Here is a 19554-nt window from a genome sequence, read left to right on the forward strand (position 1 = left end):
AATATGAATTATTTCCTTAACTCTTTAACTTTTAACTTTTAGCTATTTCCTAGTATGAATTTTTCTATTACCTTAGCAACTCCATCATTTTCATTTGTATCTGTAATGTAATCTGCTATTTCTTTTATTTCATCAAAGGCATTTCCCATTGCAACTCCAAGTCCTGCATATTCAATCATATGAATATCATTTCCTGCATCACCTAATGTTATTATTTCTTCTCTTTTAATTCCTAAATGATTTGCTAATAATTCTACTCCTACACCTTTATTTGCCTCTTTATTTAAGAACTCTAGAAAATACGGTGTACTTCTTACTACTGTATATTTCTCATATACTTCTTTAGGTAACTTTTCAATAGCTGGACCTAAAATCTCTGCTTCATCTATCATCATTATTTTTATCATAACTTCATCATCAGCTATAGAATCTATATTCATTTCATGAATGTCTATATTATTAATTTGAGCTTCAACTTCTGTGTACTTGCTATTTTTAGGAGTTATTAAGCCCTTTTTCTCCCAAAAAGCATGAATATTAACACCTAATTCATCACTTAACTTTTTTAAATAATGTAAATCAGAACCTTTTAGTGCCACTTTAGTTATTGCTTCTTTGCTCTTTGTTTTTTGAACTAATGCACCATTGTAACTAAGTACATAATCATGTTCTGTAAGCATATCCAATTCTTCCAAATATCTCAAAACACCTTCAATTGGTCTTCCAGTTGCTAATACTACCGTAACATCCTTTTCTCTTGCTTCTTGAATAGCCTTCTTAGTTCTATCTGATATACTTTTATCTTCTCTAAGTAAAGTACCATCCATGTCCATTGCTACTAATTTATACATCCTTAGTCCTCCGTTTATAATTGTAGTTATTTTGATTATAACATAACTACAATTGTAAATGAATTTTTATATTAAGATTAAAAACACTATAAAATTTAACTTAATTTATCAAATTCCATGTAAGCTTTTAAAATTGATTTAAAGCCATCTCTTTTTAATACTTCAAACACTACACCGATTACTTCATAGCTTGATGTAATTAAAGAATCTTTTCTTATATTTAACAAATATTTTTCAACATCCTTAATTATTATTTTTAAATCGGACTCATTTACCATTGCTCCACTATCTCTTGCTGCATTCTCTATACTTATTTTCACTTTTTTAATATTAAAGTCCTCAAGCCTTCCATTCTTTTTAATTATTTTCATAAAATTCTACCTCCCATAATAAGTATTTTTAAGATTATTAAAATTAAGCTAAAGTGTTGTTGCAACTTCTTTATTATTAATATTTATATTATTAAACCTCACTACAAAATCCTCGAAGTCTTTTGAGTTTAACGGCTTACTTATATAAAATCCTTGTATTTTATCACAATTTATATCCTTAAGTAAATCCATTTGACTTTTTATTTCTACCCCCTCACATACTACATCTAAATCTAAAGTATGTGATAACTTTATTAATGTCTCTATAATTGCTAATGTTTTTTTATCAGTTTCAACACTAATTAATAAACTTCTATCTATTTTTATTGTATCCAAAGGTAGCATCTTTATATAATTAAAAGATGAATAACCCACTCCAAAATCATCTAAGGATATTTTAAAACCTAATTTTCTTAAATTATTTAATACATCAATAACAAATTCCGTATTATCTATTATTTCATCTTCCGTTATTTCTAACTTTATAGATTTAGGAGTAATATTAAATTGATTTAATATTTGAAGAGTTTTTTCTATGAAATCTTCTTGTTTTAATGCTAAAAGAGATACATTTACTGATATCTTAAAGTCCTTTTCTCCTAAATCTATCATTTTTTCACAGTATTTACAAGCTTCCTTCAATACAAATTCATCTATTCTTATTATTTCTCCATTTTTTTTGGCTAATGGTATAAACTTTATAGGTGAAATTATTTCATTACTCATTATCCACCTAATCAGGGCTTCTGCACCTACAACTTTTTCTTGCTTAACGTTATATATAGGTTGATAATATACTTCAAATTCATTATTATCTAAAGCCGTTATTAATTTATTTTCTAATTCTATCTCTTCAACCATATCTTTAGAAAATATTTTAGCTATGTTTCCACCATCCTGCTTTCCCTTATACATAGATATATCTGCATATTTTAATAAAGTAAATACATCTCTTGAATGCTTAGGATAGTGACTTATTCCTATACTTGCTTTTAAATTAAAGCTATATCTATTAATTTGAATTTTTTTATTTAATAAATTCAATATTTTATCAGCAAGCTTTCTAATTGACTCTGAGTCTGAATTTCCCTTTTCTACTATAATAAATTCATCTCCCCCCAATCTACCAACAGTTATATTGTTTGAGGATAATTGAGTCAATCTATCTGATACTATTCTTAAAACTTCATCTCCTGTATTATGACCTACTGTATCATTAATATTCTTAAAGTTATCTAAATCTATAAAATATATGCTAAATTCTTTACTTAAATTTGTTAACTCCATTAAATACTCTAATAAGTTATTTCTATTTAATAAGTTTGTTAAAGTATCATAATTAGTTAGATACGTCATATTTTTTTCATATTTCTTTATTTCAGTAATATTATTTATTATTATAGAAAAATACCCATCACTAAGTGAGTATACAGATACTAATCCCCATTTATCATCTATTATGTTTATTTCTCGTGCAATACATTCCGATTTTGATTTTTTAATTCTTTTAAATATTTGTATTATCTCTTCTTCATCTCTATAGAAATTCATATATAAGTTAGAAAATCTATTGTTAATAATTTCTTTTCTAGATAATCCCAATAGCTCCATTCCTGCAAGATTTACATCCGTAATTTCACCATCTATATATTCTCCCTTATCATTTACTATAGCTTTCAAAGAGAAAAATGCATTAGACATTGCATTTAATATATTAGAATAATTTTTTTCTTCTTCTTTTAAATTATTAATTGTATTTATAAGTTTTTTCTTAGTTACATTAGCTTCATTACTAAGAGCATTCACTTTATCATAAATGCAATTTATTTCATCGTCTTCAAGGTTTATAATATTTTCTTCTTCAAGTAAACTTGATTCGTTTATATTTTGCTTAATTACTGTTAATCTTTTTATTACATTTTTATTGATGAATATATATGTGCTTATATTTAAAATAACCATTAAAAATATTATAAAAAAGGATATTAGCCTGTAATCTATAATAAAGACTACAGAAGCACTTTTTAATTTGTAAATTATATTTAAAAATATTGCAATTATAATAATAGATATAGATAATGTGGAATAGAATAAAAATGTAGCTAATTTCTTTGAAAGCTTCAAATTTTCCACCATCCCAATTCTTATAATTCTTCTTTGTTTTATTATACAATTTTTTGTATATATCATTCAATACTTTTACTTGATAATTCAATTAATATATATTAATTAATAATTTATATGAATAAATAAACATAAATACCATATTATATTCATTTTTTGTTAACACAAAAAACAAGAGATATATTATACTATAAATAAATATAACATATCTCTTGTAAAAAAATTGAAATACTATCTCTATTAACTTTTAGCCTTACTGATTTTAACTACTTTACCTTTTAATTTTATTTCTTTATATCTCTTTAAAAGTATATTTCCTTTACCATTTAAAATATCTACAAATGAATATCCATCTTGAACGTCTATTATACCTATATCTTCTCCAGTTAGTTCTTCCAAATTACTTAAAGCTCCTAATATATCTATATTTCTTATTTTTTTCTTTTTACCAGCTGATAAGTGTATTTTTATTACTTCGCTATGAATATTTTTCTTTGTACTTATTTGGTTTCCATAATTATTTTTCTGATTCTCAAAAAATCTTTTTCTTCCATCTATTATTTCTTCATAAGAAGGTATTTTTATTTCTTCTATTTTATAATTAATGTACTCCTCTATCTCTTGTAAAAATCTATTTTCATTTTTTCCTACTAAAGATATAGCTAGCCCCTTTTTATTATCTCTTCCACTTCTCCCTATTCTATGTACATAACTTTCCTTTTCCATTGGAACTTCATAATTAAAAACATTTGTTATATGGTTTATATGTATTCCTCTTGCTGCTATATCAGTTGCTACTAATACCTTAAACTCCTTATTTTTAAAACTATCCATTGTTGATAATCTTTCTTTTTGCTCCATATCTCCATGTAATTCTCTTGCGTTAATTTTTTCTTTTTTTAATAATGTACTTAAGTTTTTAACTGAATCCTTTGTATTACAAAAAATTATTGCAGATTCATCTGTCCAGGCATATAAGGACTTTAATAAAAACTTAAATTTTTCTTCTTTATCTACACTTATATATTTCTCTATTATTTTATCTCTATTAAATGCTTTTGATTTTATATTTAGAACTAGTGGATCATTCATATATTTAGAATATAACCCTTCTATTTCTTGTGGTATTGTTGCTGAGAATAAAGCAGTATTTTTTGAATTAGGTAATCTTTTTAATACTTCGGAAATTTGATCTATAAATCCCATATTAAGCATTTTATCCCCTTCATCTATTACTACAAATTCAATATTCTCTATATTTAAATTTCCTCTTTCTATATGATCTATTACTCTACCTGGAGTCCCACATACTATGTGTACTCTTTGTTTAAGTTCTCTTACTTGTTCATTAAAAGGTTGTTTTCCAAATATAGCTGCACATCTAACTTTTTTTAGTCTTCCTATGTTAGATATATCTTCTTTTACTTGCATTGCAAGTTCTCTAGTTGGAACTAATATTAAAGCTTTCACCTTATTTTCTTCTATATTTACTAATTCACATAATGGAATGCCAAAACTTGCTGTTTTACCACTTCCAGTTTGAGATTTTACTACTAAATCTCTTTTTTTTAACATATATGGAATAACTTCTTGCTGAACTTCTGAAGGTTTTTCAAAGCCTAAATTTTTCAATGCCTTAAGAATTTCTTCACTTAATTTCATATTTTTAAAATTATCTATAACCATTAATTTACCTCACTTTTTTAAACTATTATTTATTTTACCCTATAGCACTAAATTTAACAATGACAGATATTATAATAAAAAGTAGAGACTACATTAATATAAACTTAGTCCCTACTCTATCTATTAAATATTTATATTTAATTGTTTTAAATCTTTCCTTAATTTCTCTGGTGCTTCAAATAATAAAGTCTTTATATTAAGTTTTTTTGCACCTTCTATATTTGCTCTTGTATCATCAATAAATATAGATTCTTCTGCAATCAAATTATATTTATCTAGAATTAAATTATATATAGCTTCTTCTGGTTTAATTAGTTTTTCTTCATAAGATACTACTCCTCCATCAAAAACTTTAAAGAAAGAGTTCCTTTTATTTACTTCCTTAAATGCTAAATCATGAAAATTAGATAAATAAAATACTTTATAATTATTATTTTTTAGATCTTTTAATATCTCTACAGTTTCTTCAATTGGCTTTAATAATCCATACCAATCTGTAAATGCTAATTCAATTTCAGTAGCATATAAATTATTTCTTTGAATTATATTTTTTACTGCTTCTTCTTCTGTTATAGTTCCTCTATCTAACATAACCCATTCTTGACTTTCAAAAATGGCTTTATATATGTCTTCTAACTTTTGTTCTCCTATTTTTTCTCTTAAATATTCCTTTGGATTAAAACTTAGTAATACATTCCCAATATCAAAAATTATGTTCTTATACATTAATTTCTCCCCCATCACTTTCTAAATAAACCAATACCCAAAAGCATACCCTGCATATATAAATACCGCATTCCAAATAGCTATTCCTATTGTTGAATATATTGAAAATTTTATTATGTTCATTCTAAACATCCCAGCTACAAAAGGTATTAGAGTTCTTCCCACTGGAATTAACCTTGTTATTAAAACTCCTTTATCACCATAATTCTCTACATAAAAGCATACTTTATCAATAGATTTCCGAGATTTAGGAAATTTATTATACACTTTTGTTAATATAGGTCCTCCAAACCAATAAGATAGGGCAAATAAAATATAACTTGCTAAGGCTCCTGCTAAGATAGATATTCCTAAAGCTACAAAAAAATTTATTCCCGCCTTAGCAATTGCTATTCCTAGCGCAGGCATTATTATTGCTGCCCCTAATCCGGGGAAATTTAAATATTCTAAAAATATAACTACAAACAAAAATATTAATCCATATGTTGAGAAATATTCTATTATTATTTGTATCTTATCCATATTTATTTACACTCCAAATTTATATTTAATGAATGTTATTATACCCTATCTTTCTTAATATTAAATATAAAGATTCTTAATATTTACTTAACTCTATCTGTATATTTACTGAATTATATATCCAATAAGTAGTTTTATTGTATTTTCTAAAGCCTCATAGTGGGTTCTCTCCATTCCATGAGATGCATGAACTCCTGGTCCTATAAGTGCTCCTCTTATATCATTCCCACCTCTTAATGCAGCTCCAACATCTGAACCATAAAACGGATATATATCAACAGCATAACTTAATTTATTTTCTTTTGCTATATTTATCAAATTAGTTACCATATTATAGTCATAAGGTCCACCTGAATCCTTAGCACAAATTGATACATCATATTCTGTGCAAGTTAAATCATCACCAATACATCCCATATCTACAGCTATCATTTCAGTTATATCTTGTGGAATATATGATGAGCCATGACCAACCTCTTCATATGTTGAAATAAATATTTTAGTTTTATATTTAGGTATTACTTTTTCTCTGTTTAAGAATTCTAATAACCCCATCAATGCAGCTACGCTACCCTTATCGTCTATAAATCTTGATTTTATAAATCCACTTTCTGTTATAATTGTTTTTGTATCTATGAATATAAAATCTCCTGAACAAATTCCTAATTCTTCAACATCTTTTTTACATAAAACTCTTTCATCTATTCTAACTTCCATATTTTCTGGATCACGCTTTTTGTCCTTACTATCTGCATAAACATGAGCAGCTGGACTTGTACTTAAAAATGTTCCTGTATATATTTTTCCTTCTCTTGTTCTTATTTTACAATACTCACTATCTAAAGTTGCAGGTATTGGACCTCCAAGCAATGTAAACTTCAAAGTCCCATTATTAGTTATGGATCTCACCATTGCACCTAAAGTATCAACATGAGCAGAAAGTCCTATAACTTTCCCTTCTTGTTGACCTTCAATAGTAATTATTCCACAACCTTTATTTGTTCTTTCAAATTTATACTCAAAGCTTGTAGCTATTTCCTCAATAATATTCATAATATCAAAACAAAATCCAGTTGGACTATCAAATTCTAATATTCTCTTTGCTGTATTTAATACATATTCCTTATTAATCTTAAAACTCATATATTTACTCCTCCTCCATTAATTTTCTAAATCAATTTTATCATTATAATATTATTATTTCTATAACTTTAATATTTAATAAATCAATTTTATAAAATGCGAAGTAAGATAGTGAAAAGAGCCTTTAATACAATATATTTTGTACTAAAAGCTCTTTTGCTCTCTAAAACTCTTCAACGTTAACTATATAAATTTCTCCAACTGACAACTAACTAAACTGTTACTTTATCGAAGAAACTGTGCACTGTGAACCAACTAAACCTGTTCTCTTATTTAAAAGAAACTATATCTAATATAAGTTTTAGGCTAAATAAAATTTAATAACTCAAGTATTCCCTTGGCAATCTCTCTTTCTTCTCCTTTATATGGATATGAGTGAATATGAATAGCAGGATTAAAATTAAGCTCTATTATTGCATAATTTGAATTTTCATCTTTGTAGTCTTTTATCATCATATCAACACCACAAATATTAGCACCTACAGCTTTTGCTGAATTTACTGCTATATCCTTAAACTTTTTAGGTATTAAATCTGTATAGTCTATGCTATCTCCACCAGTACTAATATTAGAATTTTCTCTAAGATATACAATTTCATCCTTTTGAGGAATGTATTCAAAATCTTTATTTTCTTGCTTTAAAAATAACTTTACATTATTGTCTAAATTGATTTTTTCTAGTGGGGTTTTATATCCCTTACCTCTTAGTGAACTTTTATTCTTTTCTTCTACAAGTTTTGTTATAGTGCTTTTTCCATCTCCTATAACATTAGCTGGAACTCTGTGAAGTATTCCTGGAACTTCATCTCCAACAACTAAAAACCTATATTCTTTTCCCTCTATAAATTCTTCAACTAGAACTGTAGTATCATTTTCAAAAGCAATTTTAAAGGCTTCTTTAATATCTTCTTCTCCTGCTCCATCTTTAAATATAGATATTCCTATACCAAAATTTGTTGACTTAGGTTTAACAACTATTGATTTATTTACAAATTTATTAACACTTTCAAGTGCTTCATTTAGAGAAAAGAATTCAAAACCTGAAGGAACTTTAATATTATTTTTATTTAAGATTTCTTTTGTAACAACTTTATTTTCCATCATTAGAATTGTTATATAACTATCTTTAGAAGTTTTTGTTGCTTGTTTTACATATTCTATATGATTTCCTTTTTGTAATGAAATAAAATTTTCACTTCTATCTATTAAATCGACTTTTATACCTCTTTTTATGGCTTCTTTCATTAGTATTTGTGTTGATAATTCTAAATCCTCAAAACCTTCTAATTTAAACCTGTTTTTATAGGCATCTTCACGATATTCTTTTGCTAATTTAATATGTCCTTCTAAAAATCCTTCTTTCTTAACCATTTCTGAAAGTTTATATGCATAGGTTAATTTAGGATTTAATACCTTTTCTATCATGTTATCTACTACTTCTTCCTTACCTAAACATAACTCATTATTCATAACTCTGATTTCGCTTAATATCTCTAAAGCCCAGTCTTTCTTAGATATAGTCTTTCCATTTTTATTTAAAACCACATCCATTTGCCCATACATAGAAATTATATTTTGATTATTTTGAGCTTCTTGTTGCCAAGTTTCATAAGAACTTTCCTCTTTTATAAGTAAGTATATAGTGAATATATTTATAAAATTCAAGTCTTCTAAGGATATTCCAGCCTTACTAAATGGATTTATATCTATACTTCTTATTTCCAAGTAATTTATTCCATCATTTAATAAAGACTCTAAGAATTTTGTGTTATCTATTGCTTTTAATCTTATCTGTGTATATAACTCTTTATGACTATCTATAAGTTTATCATCTATAAATCTATTAACACTTGTAACATAATCTTTAACTGAACTGTAGTCTGGATATAAATCTATAGGATTTTTATATCCACATTCACTATTCCTATAAGATACTACTCCATCATTACTAAAACCATCTTTTGATACTTTATCTAAGTTTACTACGCACTTATCACCAAAGCTTTCATGCATTATAGTAGTTCCACCTAATAAATATATAAGAAGCCATCTATATCTTAAATAGTTTCTAACTACTTTTAAGTAAATATTATCTCTAAACTCTCTATAGTCTTCTTCTTTTCTCAAAAGTTTATATAAGTCCTTTATTAATTCTTCATTAAAGGAAAAATTATAATGTATTCCTGATATTAATTGTTTTTTCCCACCATATTTTTTTAGTAGCTTTTTTCTATAGTCACTTGCACCTTTCCCGTTACCACAATCTCCATAATCTGCAACTGGAATAAAATCATCTTCTGGAATACTGCATGGCATAGATTGAGGCCAAAGAAGTTCATCTTTTATTTCTAAAGCTGTAATATCATAAAGTAAATTTAAAAAACTATAGGTCTCTTCTACTGTATTTACGGTAGGAGTTATAAGCTCTATTTGACTTTCTGAAAAATCAGTTGTTATATATGGATGACTGATTTTACATTCAAATACTTTAGGATGCTTAGTTAATGCCAATTTCCCTTCTCTATCTATTCTAAGTGTTTCACGCTCTACCCCAAAATTTCCTTTTAATAATTTATTTTTATATTCAAGTGATTTGATCACATTTAACATCTTTGTACTCCTTCCATATTCTTAATTTATAAATCAAATAAGATATAACTCCTTTTAAAATACTTGAAATTGATATTGCTAGCCATATTCCATTTACATCAAAAAACCTTATTAGTATTAAAGCTATAGGTATCCTTAGTATTGTAAAAACTATACTTATTATTGCTGGGATTTTAGGTAATCCAAGGCCTGTAAAAACTCCATTCGATATCATTTCTATAGTTGAAAATATCTGAGATACTCCTATAATTCTTAGATAATTACTTGCAATATGAATAGTATTTTGTTCCCTAATAAATAATTTGACTAAAACTTCTGGAGTAAATATAAAAATTATTGTTATAAATAAAGAATATATAGCTCCAATACCTACTGATGTATTATATCCTTGATTTATTCTTCTAAATTGCTTTGCTCCATAATTTTGTCCTACAAAACTTGTTATGGCTCCATTTAATCCACCAATAACCATATAAATTATTGATTCTATTTGAAGTCCAATTTTTTGTGCAGCTATTGCCTCTGATCCAAATCCTCCAACTATCCTAGCTAAAATTATATTTATTAATGTAAATAAAATTCTTTGCATGGCCATTGGAGTCCCTAAAATTGTTATTTCTTTTATCTTTATTATATCTATTATATTTTCCTTATTTATTTTTAAAACTGTTTTTCCATTATATAAAAGTAATAGAAAAACTATTACTGTTCCTATTAAAGAAGCTATAGCAGCTCCACTTACTCCTAATTTTAAGCCATATATAAATATAGGATCTAAAATTATATTTACTACTATACCTATAATATTTATTATTAAAGCACTTTTATTATTTCCAAAACTATTAAAAATTCTAATAAATAAAGTATTAAAGAATGAAAAGAATAAAATTGGTCCATTTATAGCCAAATACTTATATGCTTCATTTTCCACTATAGGATTCCCTGTATTTAAAAATCCTATAAGATTTCTACCAAATATTAAAACTACAATACAATATATTAATGCAACAAACAAATTTAGAATTATGCCTGAAGATATATACTCCTTAACTTCATTTTCCTTTTTTTCACCTATTGCATGAGATACCTTTATTCCTGTACCTATTACAACAAAAGAGTTAATAGAATTACCAAGTCCAATAAAAAAACTCGCCGAACCTATACTTGCTACTGCATCACTCCCAAGATTTCCAACCCATATCATATCAATTATATTATATGCAAATTGTAGAAATGAACTTGCCATTATAGGAATTGCTAAAGTTATCAAAACATTAAGAACTTTCCCTTTTGTAAGATCTATCTTTTTCATATTTTCTCCTACTCTAAATTTATTCTGACTTTTTATTTACGCTACATATACATTTTTCTTTACTATTTAATATTATATTTAGAAATTTCATAAGATCATTACAAATTTCATTATCTAAGCTATAATATATCCAGGTTCCTTCTTTTCTACATTTTACTATTCCACAATCTATTAAAACTTTCATATGATGTGATAATGTTGGTTGAGTAAAATGAAAACTTTCTAATATTATGCAGGCACATTTTTCACCACTTGATAACATATCTATGATTTTTACTCTATTTATTTCTCCAAGAGCTTTAAATATTCTTATATTTTTTTCATAGTTTTTAATCATAGTAACCTCCTTATATAGATATGTGTCTATATATTAATCTTAAAATATATAGACACATATCTATATATATCATACTTAAATATAGATTATTATCTATATTTAGTCAATATAATTTCATTAATTGTATAATAAAATTATAAAATAAAAGTGATATTATATCTTTATATAAAAATATAATATCACTTTACCTTGCTACTTTTTACTTAAACTTTTTAGTTTATCTAGCTCTTCTTTTTGCTCTTCTATAACTTTTAAAAATTCTTCCTCTTTGTTAAACCATTCTTTACTAAGATCATTAATTAAAGATGCCATTTCATCAGCACTTCCTACAATTCTGTTAAATAAAAGAAGATTTGATTTTAATATTTCCGGTATTTCTATATGTGAGTATCTTAATCTATGATCTATTTCACCATATCCCTCTTCAAATATTGTTCTAACTTGAATTTCAGCTATAACTTTTTCATTAGTTGGATAAAACTCAACTAAATAATGAACAGATCTATATCCTGATATTCTTGATCTTACTTCAATATCTAGTTCTTCAAACTTCTTAGTATTATCCCCTTCTCTTACATTTGCAGTAACCTCAATAACCTTCCAAGTCTTAGTGATAAATTCATGAATATCTTGCCATTGATCTTTAAATATGTGTATAACCCTAATCCCAATTAAATCATTTATTTCATTTTTGTAATTTTCTAAAGTGAATTGAAAGTCATCACCATATTTTAGTTTTCTATCTTGAGTTTTTCTTATAACTTTTTCGATTAACCTATCTGGATCCTTTATTCGTGATTTTACGGAATGGATTGCCGGCTGAGATCGTAAAATATTAGATATAAAATCTGCTTGATTGTCATAAGACATCTCATAAGCTACAAAATCATTATAAATATCCTTTAAAACTTCAATATCTATACTGTTTTCTTTAATTATTTTTTCTATATATGGATATTTTAATATAAATTCATCTATTCTAAAACTCTTTTTCATTTACTTATTCTCCTTTGGCTATAGGATTATTATATATTTCAATTTATCTTCCTTGTCTACTAATACTCTTGCTATTTCTTGGACTAGATTTTTTCCCTTTAAACCCATCATGTTTATCTCTAGTAGTTAATTTTCCATTTGAAGTAAGTTTATTTTCTTTTGCATTTGATTTTACTCCGGACCTTGAGGAAGAGCTTGATTTTGAGTTTAACTTAGAGTTTGATTTTCTTGATTTTGAATTTACTTTAGATATTGATTCTTCTTTTTTCATTTTAGAAATATATCTATCAGCTTTCGATTTTATTAAGCACTTAGGACCATTTCCTATTAAATCTTCTCTTCCTGCTTTAACTAGAGCATCATGAACTAAATTATAGTTCTTAGGATTTTTAAATTGAAGAAGTGCTCTTTGCATAGCCTTTTCTTCTCTTGTCTTAGGAACATAAACATCTTCGCCAGTTATAGGATTTATACCTGTATAAAACATAGCAGTTGATAAAGTTCCTGGAGTTGGATAGAAATCTTGAACTTGCTCTGGTTGATATTTGGTATCTCTTAAATATTCAGCTAGTTCTATTGCTTCGTTTAATCCACTACCTGGATGGCTTGACATCAAGTACGGTATTAAATATTGTTCTTTTCCTAATTGCTTATTTATCTTAAAGAACTTTTCTCTAAACCTATCATAAGTATCACCCGATGGCTTACCCATATATTTTAAAGCATTAGGTGCAACATGTTCTGGTGCGACTTTTAACTGTCCACTAACATGATGCTCAACAAGTTCTCTAAAGAATGTATCGTCCCTATCTGCCATTATATAATCATATCTTAAGCCTGAACGAACAAAGGCCTTCTTTACTTTAGGAAGCTTTCTTATTTTTCTTAATAGTCCTAAGAATTCACTATGATCTACTATTAAGTTTTTACATGGCTTTGGAGTTAAACATTGTTTGCTCTTACATGCACCTATAGTAAGCTGAGTTTTACAAGCTGGCTTTCTAAAGTTTGCTGTTGGTCCTCCAACATCATGTATATATCCCTTAAAGTCTTTAAGATTTGTTATTTCAACCGCTTCATCTAATATAGATGATTCACTTCTACTTTGAACTGCTCTTCCTTGATGAAATGTAATTGCACAAAATGAACAGTTACCAAAGCATCCTCTTGAGCTTACTATACTAAATTTAACTTCTTCTAAAGCTGCAATTCCTCCAAATTCATCATATATAGGATGACATTCTTTAGTATAAGGAAGAGAATAAACCTTGTCTAATTCTTCTCTTGTAAGTGGCATCTCTGGAGTGTTACAAACTATATATCTATCTCCATGCTTCTGCACAAGAACTTTTCCTCTTACCGGATCTTGCTCTTCGTACTGTATTTTAAAAGCTTCAGCATATTTCATCTTATCCTTTGTAACTTCTTCTCTTGAAGGTAACAATTTATAATCACCATAAATTTCTTCTAATGAATCTATTGCATATGTAGTTCCATTTATATGTCTTATGTATTTTGCTTCAAATCCATCATTTAACGAATTTGCAACTTCTACAATTTGCTTTTCACTCATTCCATATATTAAAAGGTCAGCACCACTATCTATAAGTATTGAATTTCTTACGTTATTATCCCAATAATCATAGTGAGCTAATCTTCTTAAACTGGCTTCTAGGCCACCTATAACTATATCTATATTTTTATAAGCTTCTTTTATTTTATTACAATAAACTATTGTAGCTCTATCTGGTCTTGCACCCATTTTCCCACCTGGGGTATAAAGATCTTTATCTCTTTTTCTCTTACTTACAGTATAATGATTAACCATAGGGTCCATATTTCCACCATTAACTAAGAAAGCAAGCCTTGGTCTTCCAAGTTTCATAAAGTCATCTGTACTATGCCAATCCGGCTGTGGAATTATACCCACTTTGTATCCTGCACTTTCTAAAACTCTTGAAATAATTGCTGTTCCAAAACTATGATGATCTATATAAGCATCACCTGTAACTATAATAAAATCACATTGTTCCCATCCACGTTCTTGCATATCTTCTTTACTGATTGGTAAAAATCTGTTATTTGACATTTAAACACCCACTTTTTTAAAATTGACAATTGATACTTAAAGTTTTCGTATTACTCTTCTACATATCAATATTAACATTACGTCTAATGATTATAACATTTTAAATCAATTTAAGCATTTATTTTTTATATTTTATTAATCCACACAAAAAATAAATTATTAATCATTTATAAACAAATAATAAAAAAATAAAAAATGAAAGAATTAAGATTGCTCTCCATAACTCTTTCATTTCTCATATATAATTTTATTTCACAAAATTTAAAATTAACTTCTATTTACTTACTGAAATCTTATCCTTATGGATATATCTAGAATCCTTATTTATTGCTAAAAACATAATTATTGCTGCTATTGATGCAAGTAGAACTAAAGATTGTATATACGGCATAAAGTTATAGCTTCCTTTTTGCCAGAAATCAATAAAATCACCACATATATAAGTTGTTGGTAACAAATATGCAACTTTCATTAATAACTCTGGAAAATCTTTTGCTTGTACTCCAAACATTCCACTTAAAATCATTATTGCAAAATAAAGTAACATTGTTATAGAATAAGTTGGTCCAAACTTCTTAAAAAATAAAGATATCCCATGAGCCAATGCAAAAAATATTATAGCAAGAAAATATAGTGAGCCTATTAAAACTAATGCTGAAGAAAATGATGGAACCTGTATTTTTAATGTTAAAAAAGATACTATTCCATAAATAATTATAGCTACTGTCATAAAAATTAAATAAGCTAATATTTTAGATATAATCAAATCTTTTTCACGATATCCAAACAATCTAAAACGAAGAGGAATTCCTTTTTCAAGTTCTTGTGAAAAAGTTGCTGAATATGATACAAATACAGTAGCTAATGGAATCATTAAACTATTACTTATAAAAATACTCGTCATTATAACTTCTCTAAATTCTTCTGGAGATTTTGAAGAAATTATATTTCCTAAAAAAATTGACATAAATATTGGAAAAATAACTCCAAATACTATTGAAAATATATTTCCTACTAAATTCCTTAATTCATACTTAACTAAATTATATCTAACTAATTTTGCTTTCAAGAGTTTCACCATCCTTTTGATAAACTTCATTTTTGCTTTTAGCATTAATGCTCATTATTTCTATATCTGAATTGCTTCTTTTAAAGCTTATATCTTTTTCTATTAAGAGCTTTGATATTTCTAATTCTTCTTCTATACTAAAACTAGGAATTGCTATTAAATGCTTTGGAGACTTTATTCTTCTAAAATTCTTTGTAATTTCAATATTTTCACTTGTGTTAGATAAAGTTATAATTGAATTTCCACAATATTTTTTAAACAATTCTTCTTTACTTCCAAAATCAATAACTCTGCCACTTTCTAATATTAATATTTTATTAGTTAACTGTTCTAACTCTTCATAATAATGAGATACTATACAAATAGTTGTATTTTTATTTCTATACCATTCTTCAATTTTACTCATTAATTGCTGTCTTGTTTCAAAATCAAGTCCTGAAGTAACTTCATCAAAAAATACTAGTGGTGAATCTTGAATTAAAACCAATATTATAGTAAGTCTTTGTTTTTGCCCTCCTGAAAGTGCACTATACTTTTTATTTAAGCACTTATCAAAGTCGAAAAAATTAATTAACTCTTGTAACTTTTTATTCTTCTTAATTTTTGTATCTAAAACAGCTTCTATTATATGCTTAACTGCCATTGTCTCTACATAATTGTTGCTTTGCATATGTGCAGATATGTCCTCAGGCCTTATATTAGTATTGATAGATCCGTTATAATTAATAAGTCCTAAAATTGATTTAACTAAAGTAGTTTTTCCTGCACCATTTGAACCTATTATTCCAATTCTATCTCCTGCCTCAAATTTAATAGGAGATTTTATTAATAAAGCTACTTCTTTTCCATATTTAACTTCTAAGTTATTTATAGTAATCACTATTGCTCCCCCTTTGTCTTAATTTCTATACTCTAAGTATATTACCTTGGTATGAATTTCCTGTGAATTTAATATGCAAATGTTCTGTAGCTTTAATTCATGTTAATAGGAATTTATTAAAGATTATTCAAAGGGTAAGTTTTTATAAATTCCTAAAAATTAAAATATACTATTGCTTCTACTCCATTGCTTATATTATTAATTTCTATCTTATAACCTAATAAATTTGAATAATAATATGCTATATAAAGCCCTAAACCACTTCCCCTATTTTCTGAATTACTTGATACAAAAGCATCAAATATATTAGGCAAAAGTTCTTCATCTATATGAGCTCCATAATTTACCATTATAAGGCTGCCTTCATTTAAAGTTATTTTTATATTATTTTCTCTATCTGTGTATCTTACTGCATTTGCAATTAAATTATCTATAATCTTATACATTAAATGATAATCTGTATCTAAGTTTATATTCTTTAATTCTCTTTCTACATTTATAAATTTCTCTTTTATTTGGATTTCATGTTGAATTAATATTTCTTCTATTAAATCATTTATATTAATCATTTTCTTATTTATATCTTTATTATTAAGGTTTAATATTTCATCAATAATCTTTCTAATCGATTGGAGTTGAGCTTTAACTTTTGGCAAATATTCCTTTGTATTTTTATATTTTCCTACTTCATCTATCATTCCTTCTACAAGTAAAAGCGATGCAGCAACTGGTGTTTTTAATTGATGCGAAGATGCCCTTAAAAATACATCTTGTCTTTTATTTTCAGTAATCAATAATTTATTTTTTTCTTCTAAACTTTTAAAGCTTTCATTTAATTTAATATATAGTTCGTTTAATGTATTTCCTAAAACCGAAATTTCATCTTCTCCTTGAATTTCTATAGGATAAATATTATTTATGTTATTATTTTTTATAAATTCAGCATGATTAGCTAACCTTTTTATTGGAACTATTATTTTTCTTGAAAAATAATATGTTGAGAGCAATATTATTAATATAAGTACTGATACTATCATTGGTAAGCTTTGAAATACTATTGATGTAATTTCCTCTATCTTTGGAGTCATTACAGATAACAATGAAATTATAATATCTCCATTTCTTATTGTAATTGCAGAGTAAACTGTATAATAATTTATTCCATCAAAGCTATTAAATTCATAAATAATAGTATCATCTGAAGCAATACTCATTTTACTTGAATCCTCAGTAAATACATTAACATTATTACTTTTACTAAATTCAAATTTTACTGGTAATTCTTCAATAAATACTTTTTTATTGAAACTTTCTTTTAATGTATCCAAAACCTTAACATCATAATTTTCAAGTTCTTTAATTTCATCAATATTATTAGAATAATATCTAAACTCATCTATTAATTTAATTAAATTATTATCTTTAATGGTAAACTTTGCTGTTCCAAATCTATTAGCCGCATATACATTATCTCCACTTGATGGAATCATAAGACTTATTGTACCTGATGGATTAGGTGAGTATATACTATTATAATCCTTATTTTCAATATAGTTCTCTTGAATCTTCTTTATAGATTGATAATGACTTTTTCTCAAATGATCAATATATAATGAGGGTAACATAACCACAAAATAAATTATTATTAGTGATACAATTGTCCCTACAAGTATAGAACTATAAATAAAAGTCTTTTTAGATAAGTTCATCAAATATCCTCCTTGTTAAACTGGTATCCTACACCAATTACAGTCTTAATATAATTATGAGGTAGTTTTTTCCTTAAGTTTTTAACATGCGCATCTATTATTCTATCATTTGAAATATAATCTTCATTGAAAATTCTCATTATCAATTGTTCTCTATTAAAAACTCTATTAGGTTCTTTCATTAAAGTTTGTAATAATAAAAATTCACTTAATGTTAAATTTAAACTTTCGCTTTTATAATAAGCCTGATAAGTATTATCATCTATATAAAACTCAGTATCATCGTTATCAAATTTACCTTCTGTTAAACTCCTTCTCAAAACCGCTTCAATTCTCTTTAATAATAATAATGGAGAAAATGGTTTAATAACATAATCATCTGTCTTAAGGTTAAATGCTTTAAGTTGAGTTTGTTCATCTCCAAGTGCAGTTAACATAATTGTCGCCATATTCCTTTTGCTTTTATTTATATATTCAAGTACTTCTAAACCATTAACCTTAGGTACCATTATATCTAAAATAGCTAAATTGAAATCTTCATTTTTTAAAATTTCTAAGGCATCTTGTCCATTATTAACACAAGTAACCTCATAGCCTTGCATCTTCATATATTCAGTTGTAACCTCAAGTATATTTGGTTCATCCTCTAAAAATAAAATTTTAATCATGTCTATTCAATCCCCCAAAAAAATAAATTATATATTAATTATACAATAAATATATAATTTATTTATTGTTTGTTTTAATTTACCAATATAAAAACTATGGTAAATTATATCATTTCATAACTGAAGTTGTTACCTGTTCCCTGATAAATGTTACTTTATCTAAGAAACTGTGAACTTTGCCTTGTGCACTGTGAACTATATAAATTCTTTCAATTTTTCAATTTTATTTACTCTAATAATTTTCTATTAATTTTCTAATACTATATATGTAATCTATCTTATTTAGGAGGGAACATTTATGAAAAATGATAATAAAAGAACTCATTCAAAAGAAAATGTGCTAAGAAATGGGACAAAAACACAAAATCAATCTGCAAATAGTTCATATAACTTTACAATTAAGGAACCTGGAATAAATGAAAGTGGTGAAGAAGCAAAGAAAAGAGGCTTTTAGGTCCTAA

At 26.1% G+C, this 19554-nt stretch carries 17 protein-coding genes; 1 reads left to right on the forward strand and 16 read right to left on the reverse strand.

All coding sequences use genetic code 11. The annotated features are described in order from the left end of the window. Window positions 1-38 precede the first annotated feature (38 nt). The 16 genes from yidA to ABDZ60_RS14215 form a co-directional block, all read right to left on the reverse strand. A complete protein-coding gene (yidA, locus tag ABDZ60_RS14140) occupies window positions 39-851 on the reverse strand; it encodes a sugar-phosphatase (protein ID WP_016206051.1) in 813 nt (270 codons plus the stop codon). A 95-nt stretch (window positions 852-946) separates the two neighbouring features. Then, complete coding sequence (locus ABDZ60_RS14145; protein WP_016206052.1) at window positions 947-1222, reverse strand: ATP cone domain-containing protein; 276 nt, start codon at window positions 1220-1222, stop codon at window positions 947-949. Between the two features lie 48 nt (window positions 1223-1270). Further along, entirely contained in the window at window positions 1271-3346 is a 2076-nt protein-coding gene (locus ABDZ60_RS14150) for a sensor domain-containing protein (RefSeq protein ID WP_343778911.1), read from the reverse strand. Between the two features lie 240 nt (window positions 3347-3586). Beyond that, window positions 3587-5032: a DEAD/DEAH box helicase gene (locus ABDZ60_RS14155; protein ID WP_343778913.1), complete on the reverse strand. Its 1446-nt coding sequence runs from the start codon at window positions 5030-5032 to the stop codon at window positions 3587-3589. Window positions 5033-5155: 123 nt separating this feature from the next. Next, window positions 5156-5758, reverse strand: coding sequence for an HAD family hydrolase (locus tag ABDZ60_RS14160; RefSeq protein WP_343778915.1), 603 nt, complete (start codon window positions 5756-5758; stop codon window positions 5156-5158). A 21-nt stretch (window positions 5759-5779) separates the two neighbouring features. Next, the gene (locus ABDZ60_RS14165) at window positions 5780-6280 is read right to left on the reverse strand and encodes a DedA family protein (protein WP_047000687.1); all 501 of its coding nucleotides are present in this window, start codon (window positions 6278-6280) and stop codon (window positions 5780-5782) included. 105 nt (window positions 6281-6385) lie between these two features. Beyond that, window positions 6386-7423 carry a M42 family metallopeptidase gene (locus ABDZ60_RS14170; protein WP_343778917.1) on the reverse strand — a complete coding sequence of 346 codons (1038 nt, stop codon included), beginning with the start codon at window positions 7421-7423 and terminating at the stop codon, window positions 6386-6388. Between the two features lie 306 nt (window positions 7424-7729). Next, window positions 7730-10033 (reverse strand): bifunctional glutamate--cysteine ligase GshA/glutathione synthetase GshB, encoded by a 2304-nt coding sequence (gene gshAB, locus ABDZ60_RS14175; RefSeq protein WP_343778919.1) that lies wholly within the window; start codon window positions 10031-10033, stop codon window positions 7730-7732. Continuing rightward, entirely contained in the window at window positions 10008-11345 is a 1338-nt protein-coding gene (locus ABDZ60_RS14180; RefSeq protein WP_343778921.1) for an MATE family efflux transporter, read from the reverse strand. The genes gshAB and ABDZ60_RS14180 overlap by 26 nt, the downstream gene beginning before the upstream one ends. Before the next feature lie 19 nt (window positions 11346-11364). Beyond that, window positions 11365-11682 (reverse strand): ArsR/SmtB family transcription factor, encoded by a 318-nt coding sequence (locus ABDZ60_RS14185; protein ID WP_343778923.1) that lies wholly within the window; start codon window positions 11680-11682, stop codon window positions 11365-11367. 192 nt (window positions 11683-11874) lie between these two features. Further along, a complete protein-coding gene (locus ABDZ60_RS14190) occupies window positions 11875-12678 on the reverse strand; it encodes a RelA/SpoT domain-containing protein (protein ID WP_343778925.1) in 804 nt (267 codons plus the stop codon). A gap of 43 nt (window positions 12679-12721) precedes the next feature. Further along, on the reverse strand, window positions 12722-14767 hold the full coding sequence (locus tag ABDZ60_RS14195) for a YgiQ family radical SAM protein (RefSeq protein ID WP_343778927.1): 2046 nt from the start codon (window positions 14765-14767) through the stop codon (window positions 12722-12724). A gap of 274 nt (window positions 14768-15041) precedes the next feature. Continuing rightward, a complete protein-coding gene (locus ABDZ60_RS14200; protein WP_343779283.1) occupies window positions 15042-15845 on the reverse strand; it encodes an ABC transporter permease in 804 nt (267 codons plus the stop codon). Further along, window positions 15817-16716: an ATP-binding cassette domain-containing protein gene (locus ABDZ60_RS14205; RefSeq protein ID WP_343778929.1), complete on the reverse strand. Its 900-nt coding sequence runs from the start codon at window positions 16714-16716 to the stop codon at window positions 15817-15819. Before ABDZ60_RS14205 ends, ABDZ60_RS14200 begins: the two co-directional genes overlap by 29 nt. Window positions 16717-16868: 152 nt before the next feature. After that, complete coding sequence (locus ABDZ60_RS14210) at window positions 16869-18425, reverse strand: HAMP domain-containing sensor histidine kinase (protein WP_343778931.1); 1557 nt, start codon at window positions 18423-18425, stop codon at window positions 16869-16871. Beyond that, window positions 18425-19093, reverse strand: coding sequence for a response regulator transcription factor (locus ABDZ60_RS14215; protein ID WP_016206071.1), 669 nt, complete (start codon window positions 19091-19093; stop codon window positions 18425-18427). The genes ABDZ60_RS14210 and ABDZ60_RS14215 overlap by 1 nt, the downstream gene beginning before the upstream one ends. A 298-nt stretch (window positions 19094-19391) precedes the next feature. Here ABDZ60_RS14215 and ABDZ60_RS14220 point away from each other — a divergent pair, with 298 nt between their 5' ends. After that, on the forward strand, window positions 19392-19547 hold the full coding sequence (locus tag ABDZ60_RS14220; protein WP_016206072.1) for a hypothetical protein: 156 nt from the start codon (window positions 19392-19394) through the stop codon (window positions 19545-19547). Window positions 19548-19554 lie beyond the last annotated feature (7 nt).

This window comes from Clostridium sartagoforme (genome assembly GCF_039521405.1).
GTDB classification, from domain to species: domain Bacteria; phylum Bacillota; class Clostridia; order Clostridiales; family Clostridiaceae; genus Clostridium; species Clostridium sartagoforme.

Bases quoted from the DNA above. Each gene is read 5' to 3' on its own strand.
- ABDZ60_RS14195 (WP_343778927.1), bottom strand. From the start codon at position 14,767: ATGTCAAATAACAGATTTTTACCAATCAGTAAAGAAGATATGCAAGAA.
- ABDZ60_RS14160 (WP_343778915.1), bottom strand. From the start codon at position 5,758: ATGTATAAGAACATAATTTTTGATATTGGGAATGTATTACTAAGTTTT.
- ABDZ60_RS14215 (WP_016206071.1), bottom strand. From the start codon at position 19,093: ATGATTAAAATTTTATTTTTAGAGGATGAACCAAATATACTTGAGGTT.
- ABDZ60_RS14165 (WP_047000687.1), bottom strand. From the start codon at position 6,280: ATGGATAAGATACAAATAATAATAGAATATTTCTCAACATATGGATTA.
- ABDZ60_RS14170 (WP_343778917.1), bottom strand. From the start codon at position 7,423: ATGAGTTTTAAGATTAATAAGGAATATGTATTAAATACAGCAAAGAGA.
- ABDZ60_RS14185 (WP_343778923.1), bottom strand. From the start codon at position 11,682: ATGATTAAAAACTATGAAAAAAATATAAGAATATTTAAAGCTCTTGGA.
- ABDZ60_RS14180 (WP_343778921.1), bottom strand. From the start codon at position 11,345: ATGAAAAAGATAGATCTTACAAAAGGGAAAGTTCTTAATGTTTTGATA.
- yidA (WP_016206051.1), bottom strand. From the start codon at position 851: ATGTATAAATTAGTAGCAATGGACATGGATGGTACTTTACTTAGAGAA.
- ABDZ60_RS14145 (WP_016206052.1), bottom strand. From the start codon at position 1,222: ATGAAAATAATTAAAAAGAATGGAAGGCTTGAGGACTTTAATATTAAA.
- ABDZ60_RS14155 (WP_343778913.1), bottom strand. From the start codon at position 5,032: ATGGTTATAGATAATTTTAAAAATATGAAATTAAGTGAAGAAATTCTT.
- gshAB (WP_343778919.1), bottom strand. From the start codon at position 10,033: ATGTTAAATGTGATCAAATCACTTGAATATAAAAATAAATTATTAAAA.
- ABDZ60_RS14190 (WP_343778925.1), bottom strand. From the start codon at position 12,678: ATGAAAAAGAGTTTTAGAATAGATGAATTTATATTAAAATATCCATAT.
- ABDZ60_RS14220 (WP_016206072.1), top strand. From the start codon at position 19,392: ATGAAAAATGATAATAAAAGAACTCATTCAAAAGAAAATGTGCTAAGA.
- ABDZ60_RS14210 (WP_343778931.1), bottom strand. From the start codon at position 18,425: ATGAACTTATCTAAAAAGACTTTTATTTATAGTTCTATACTTGTAGGG.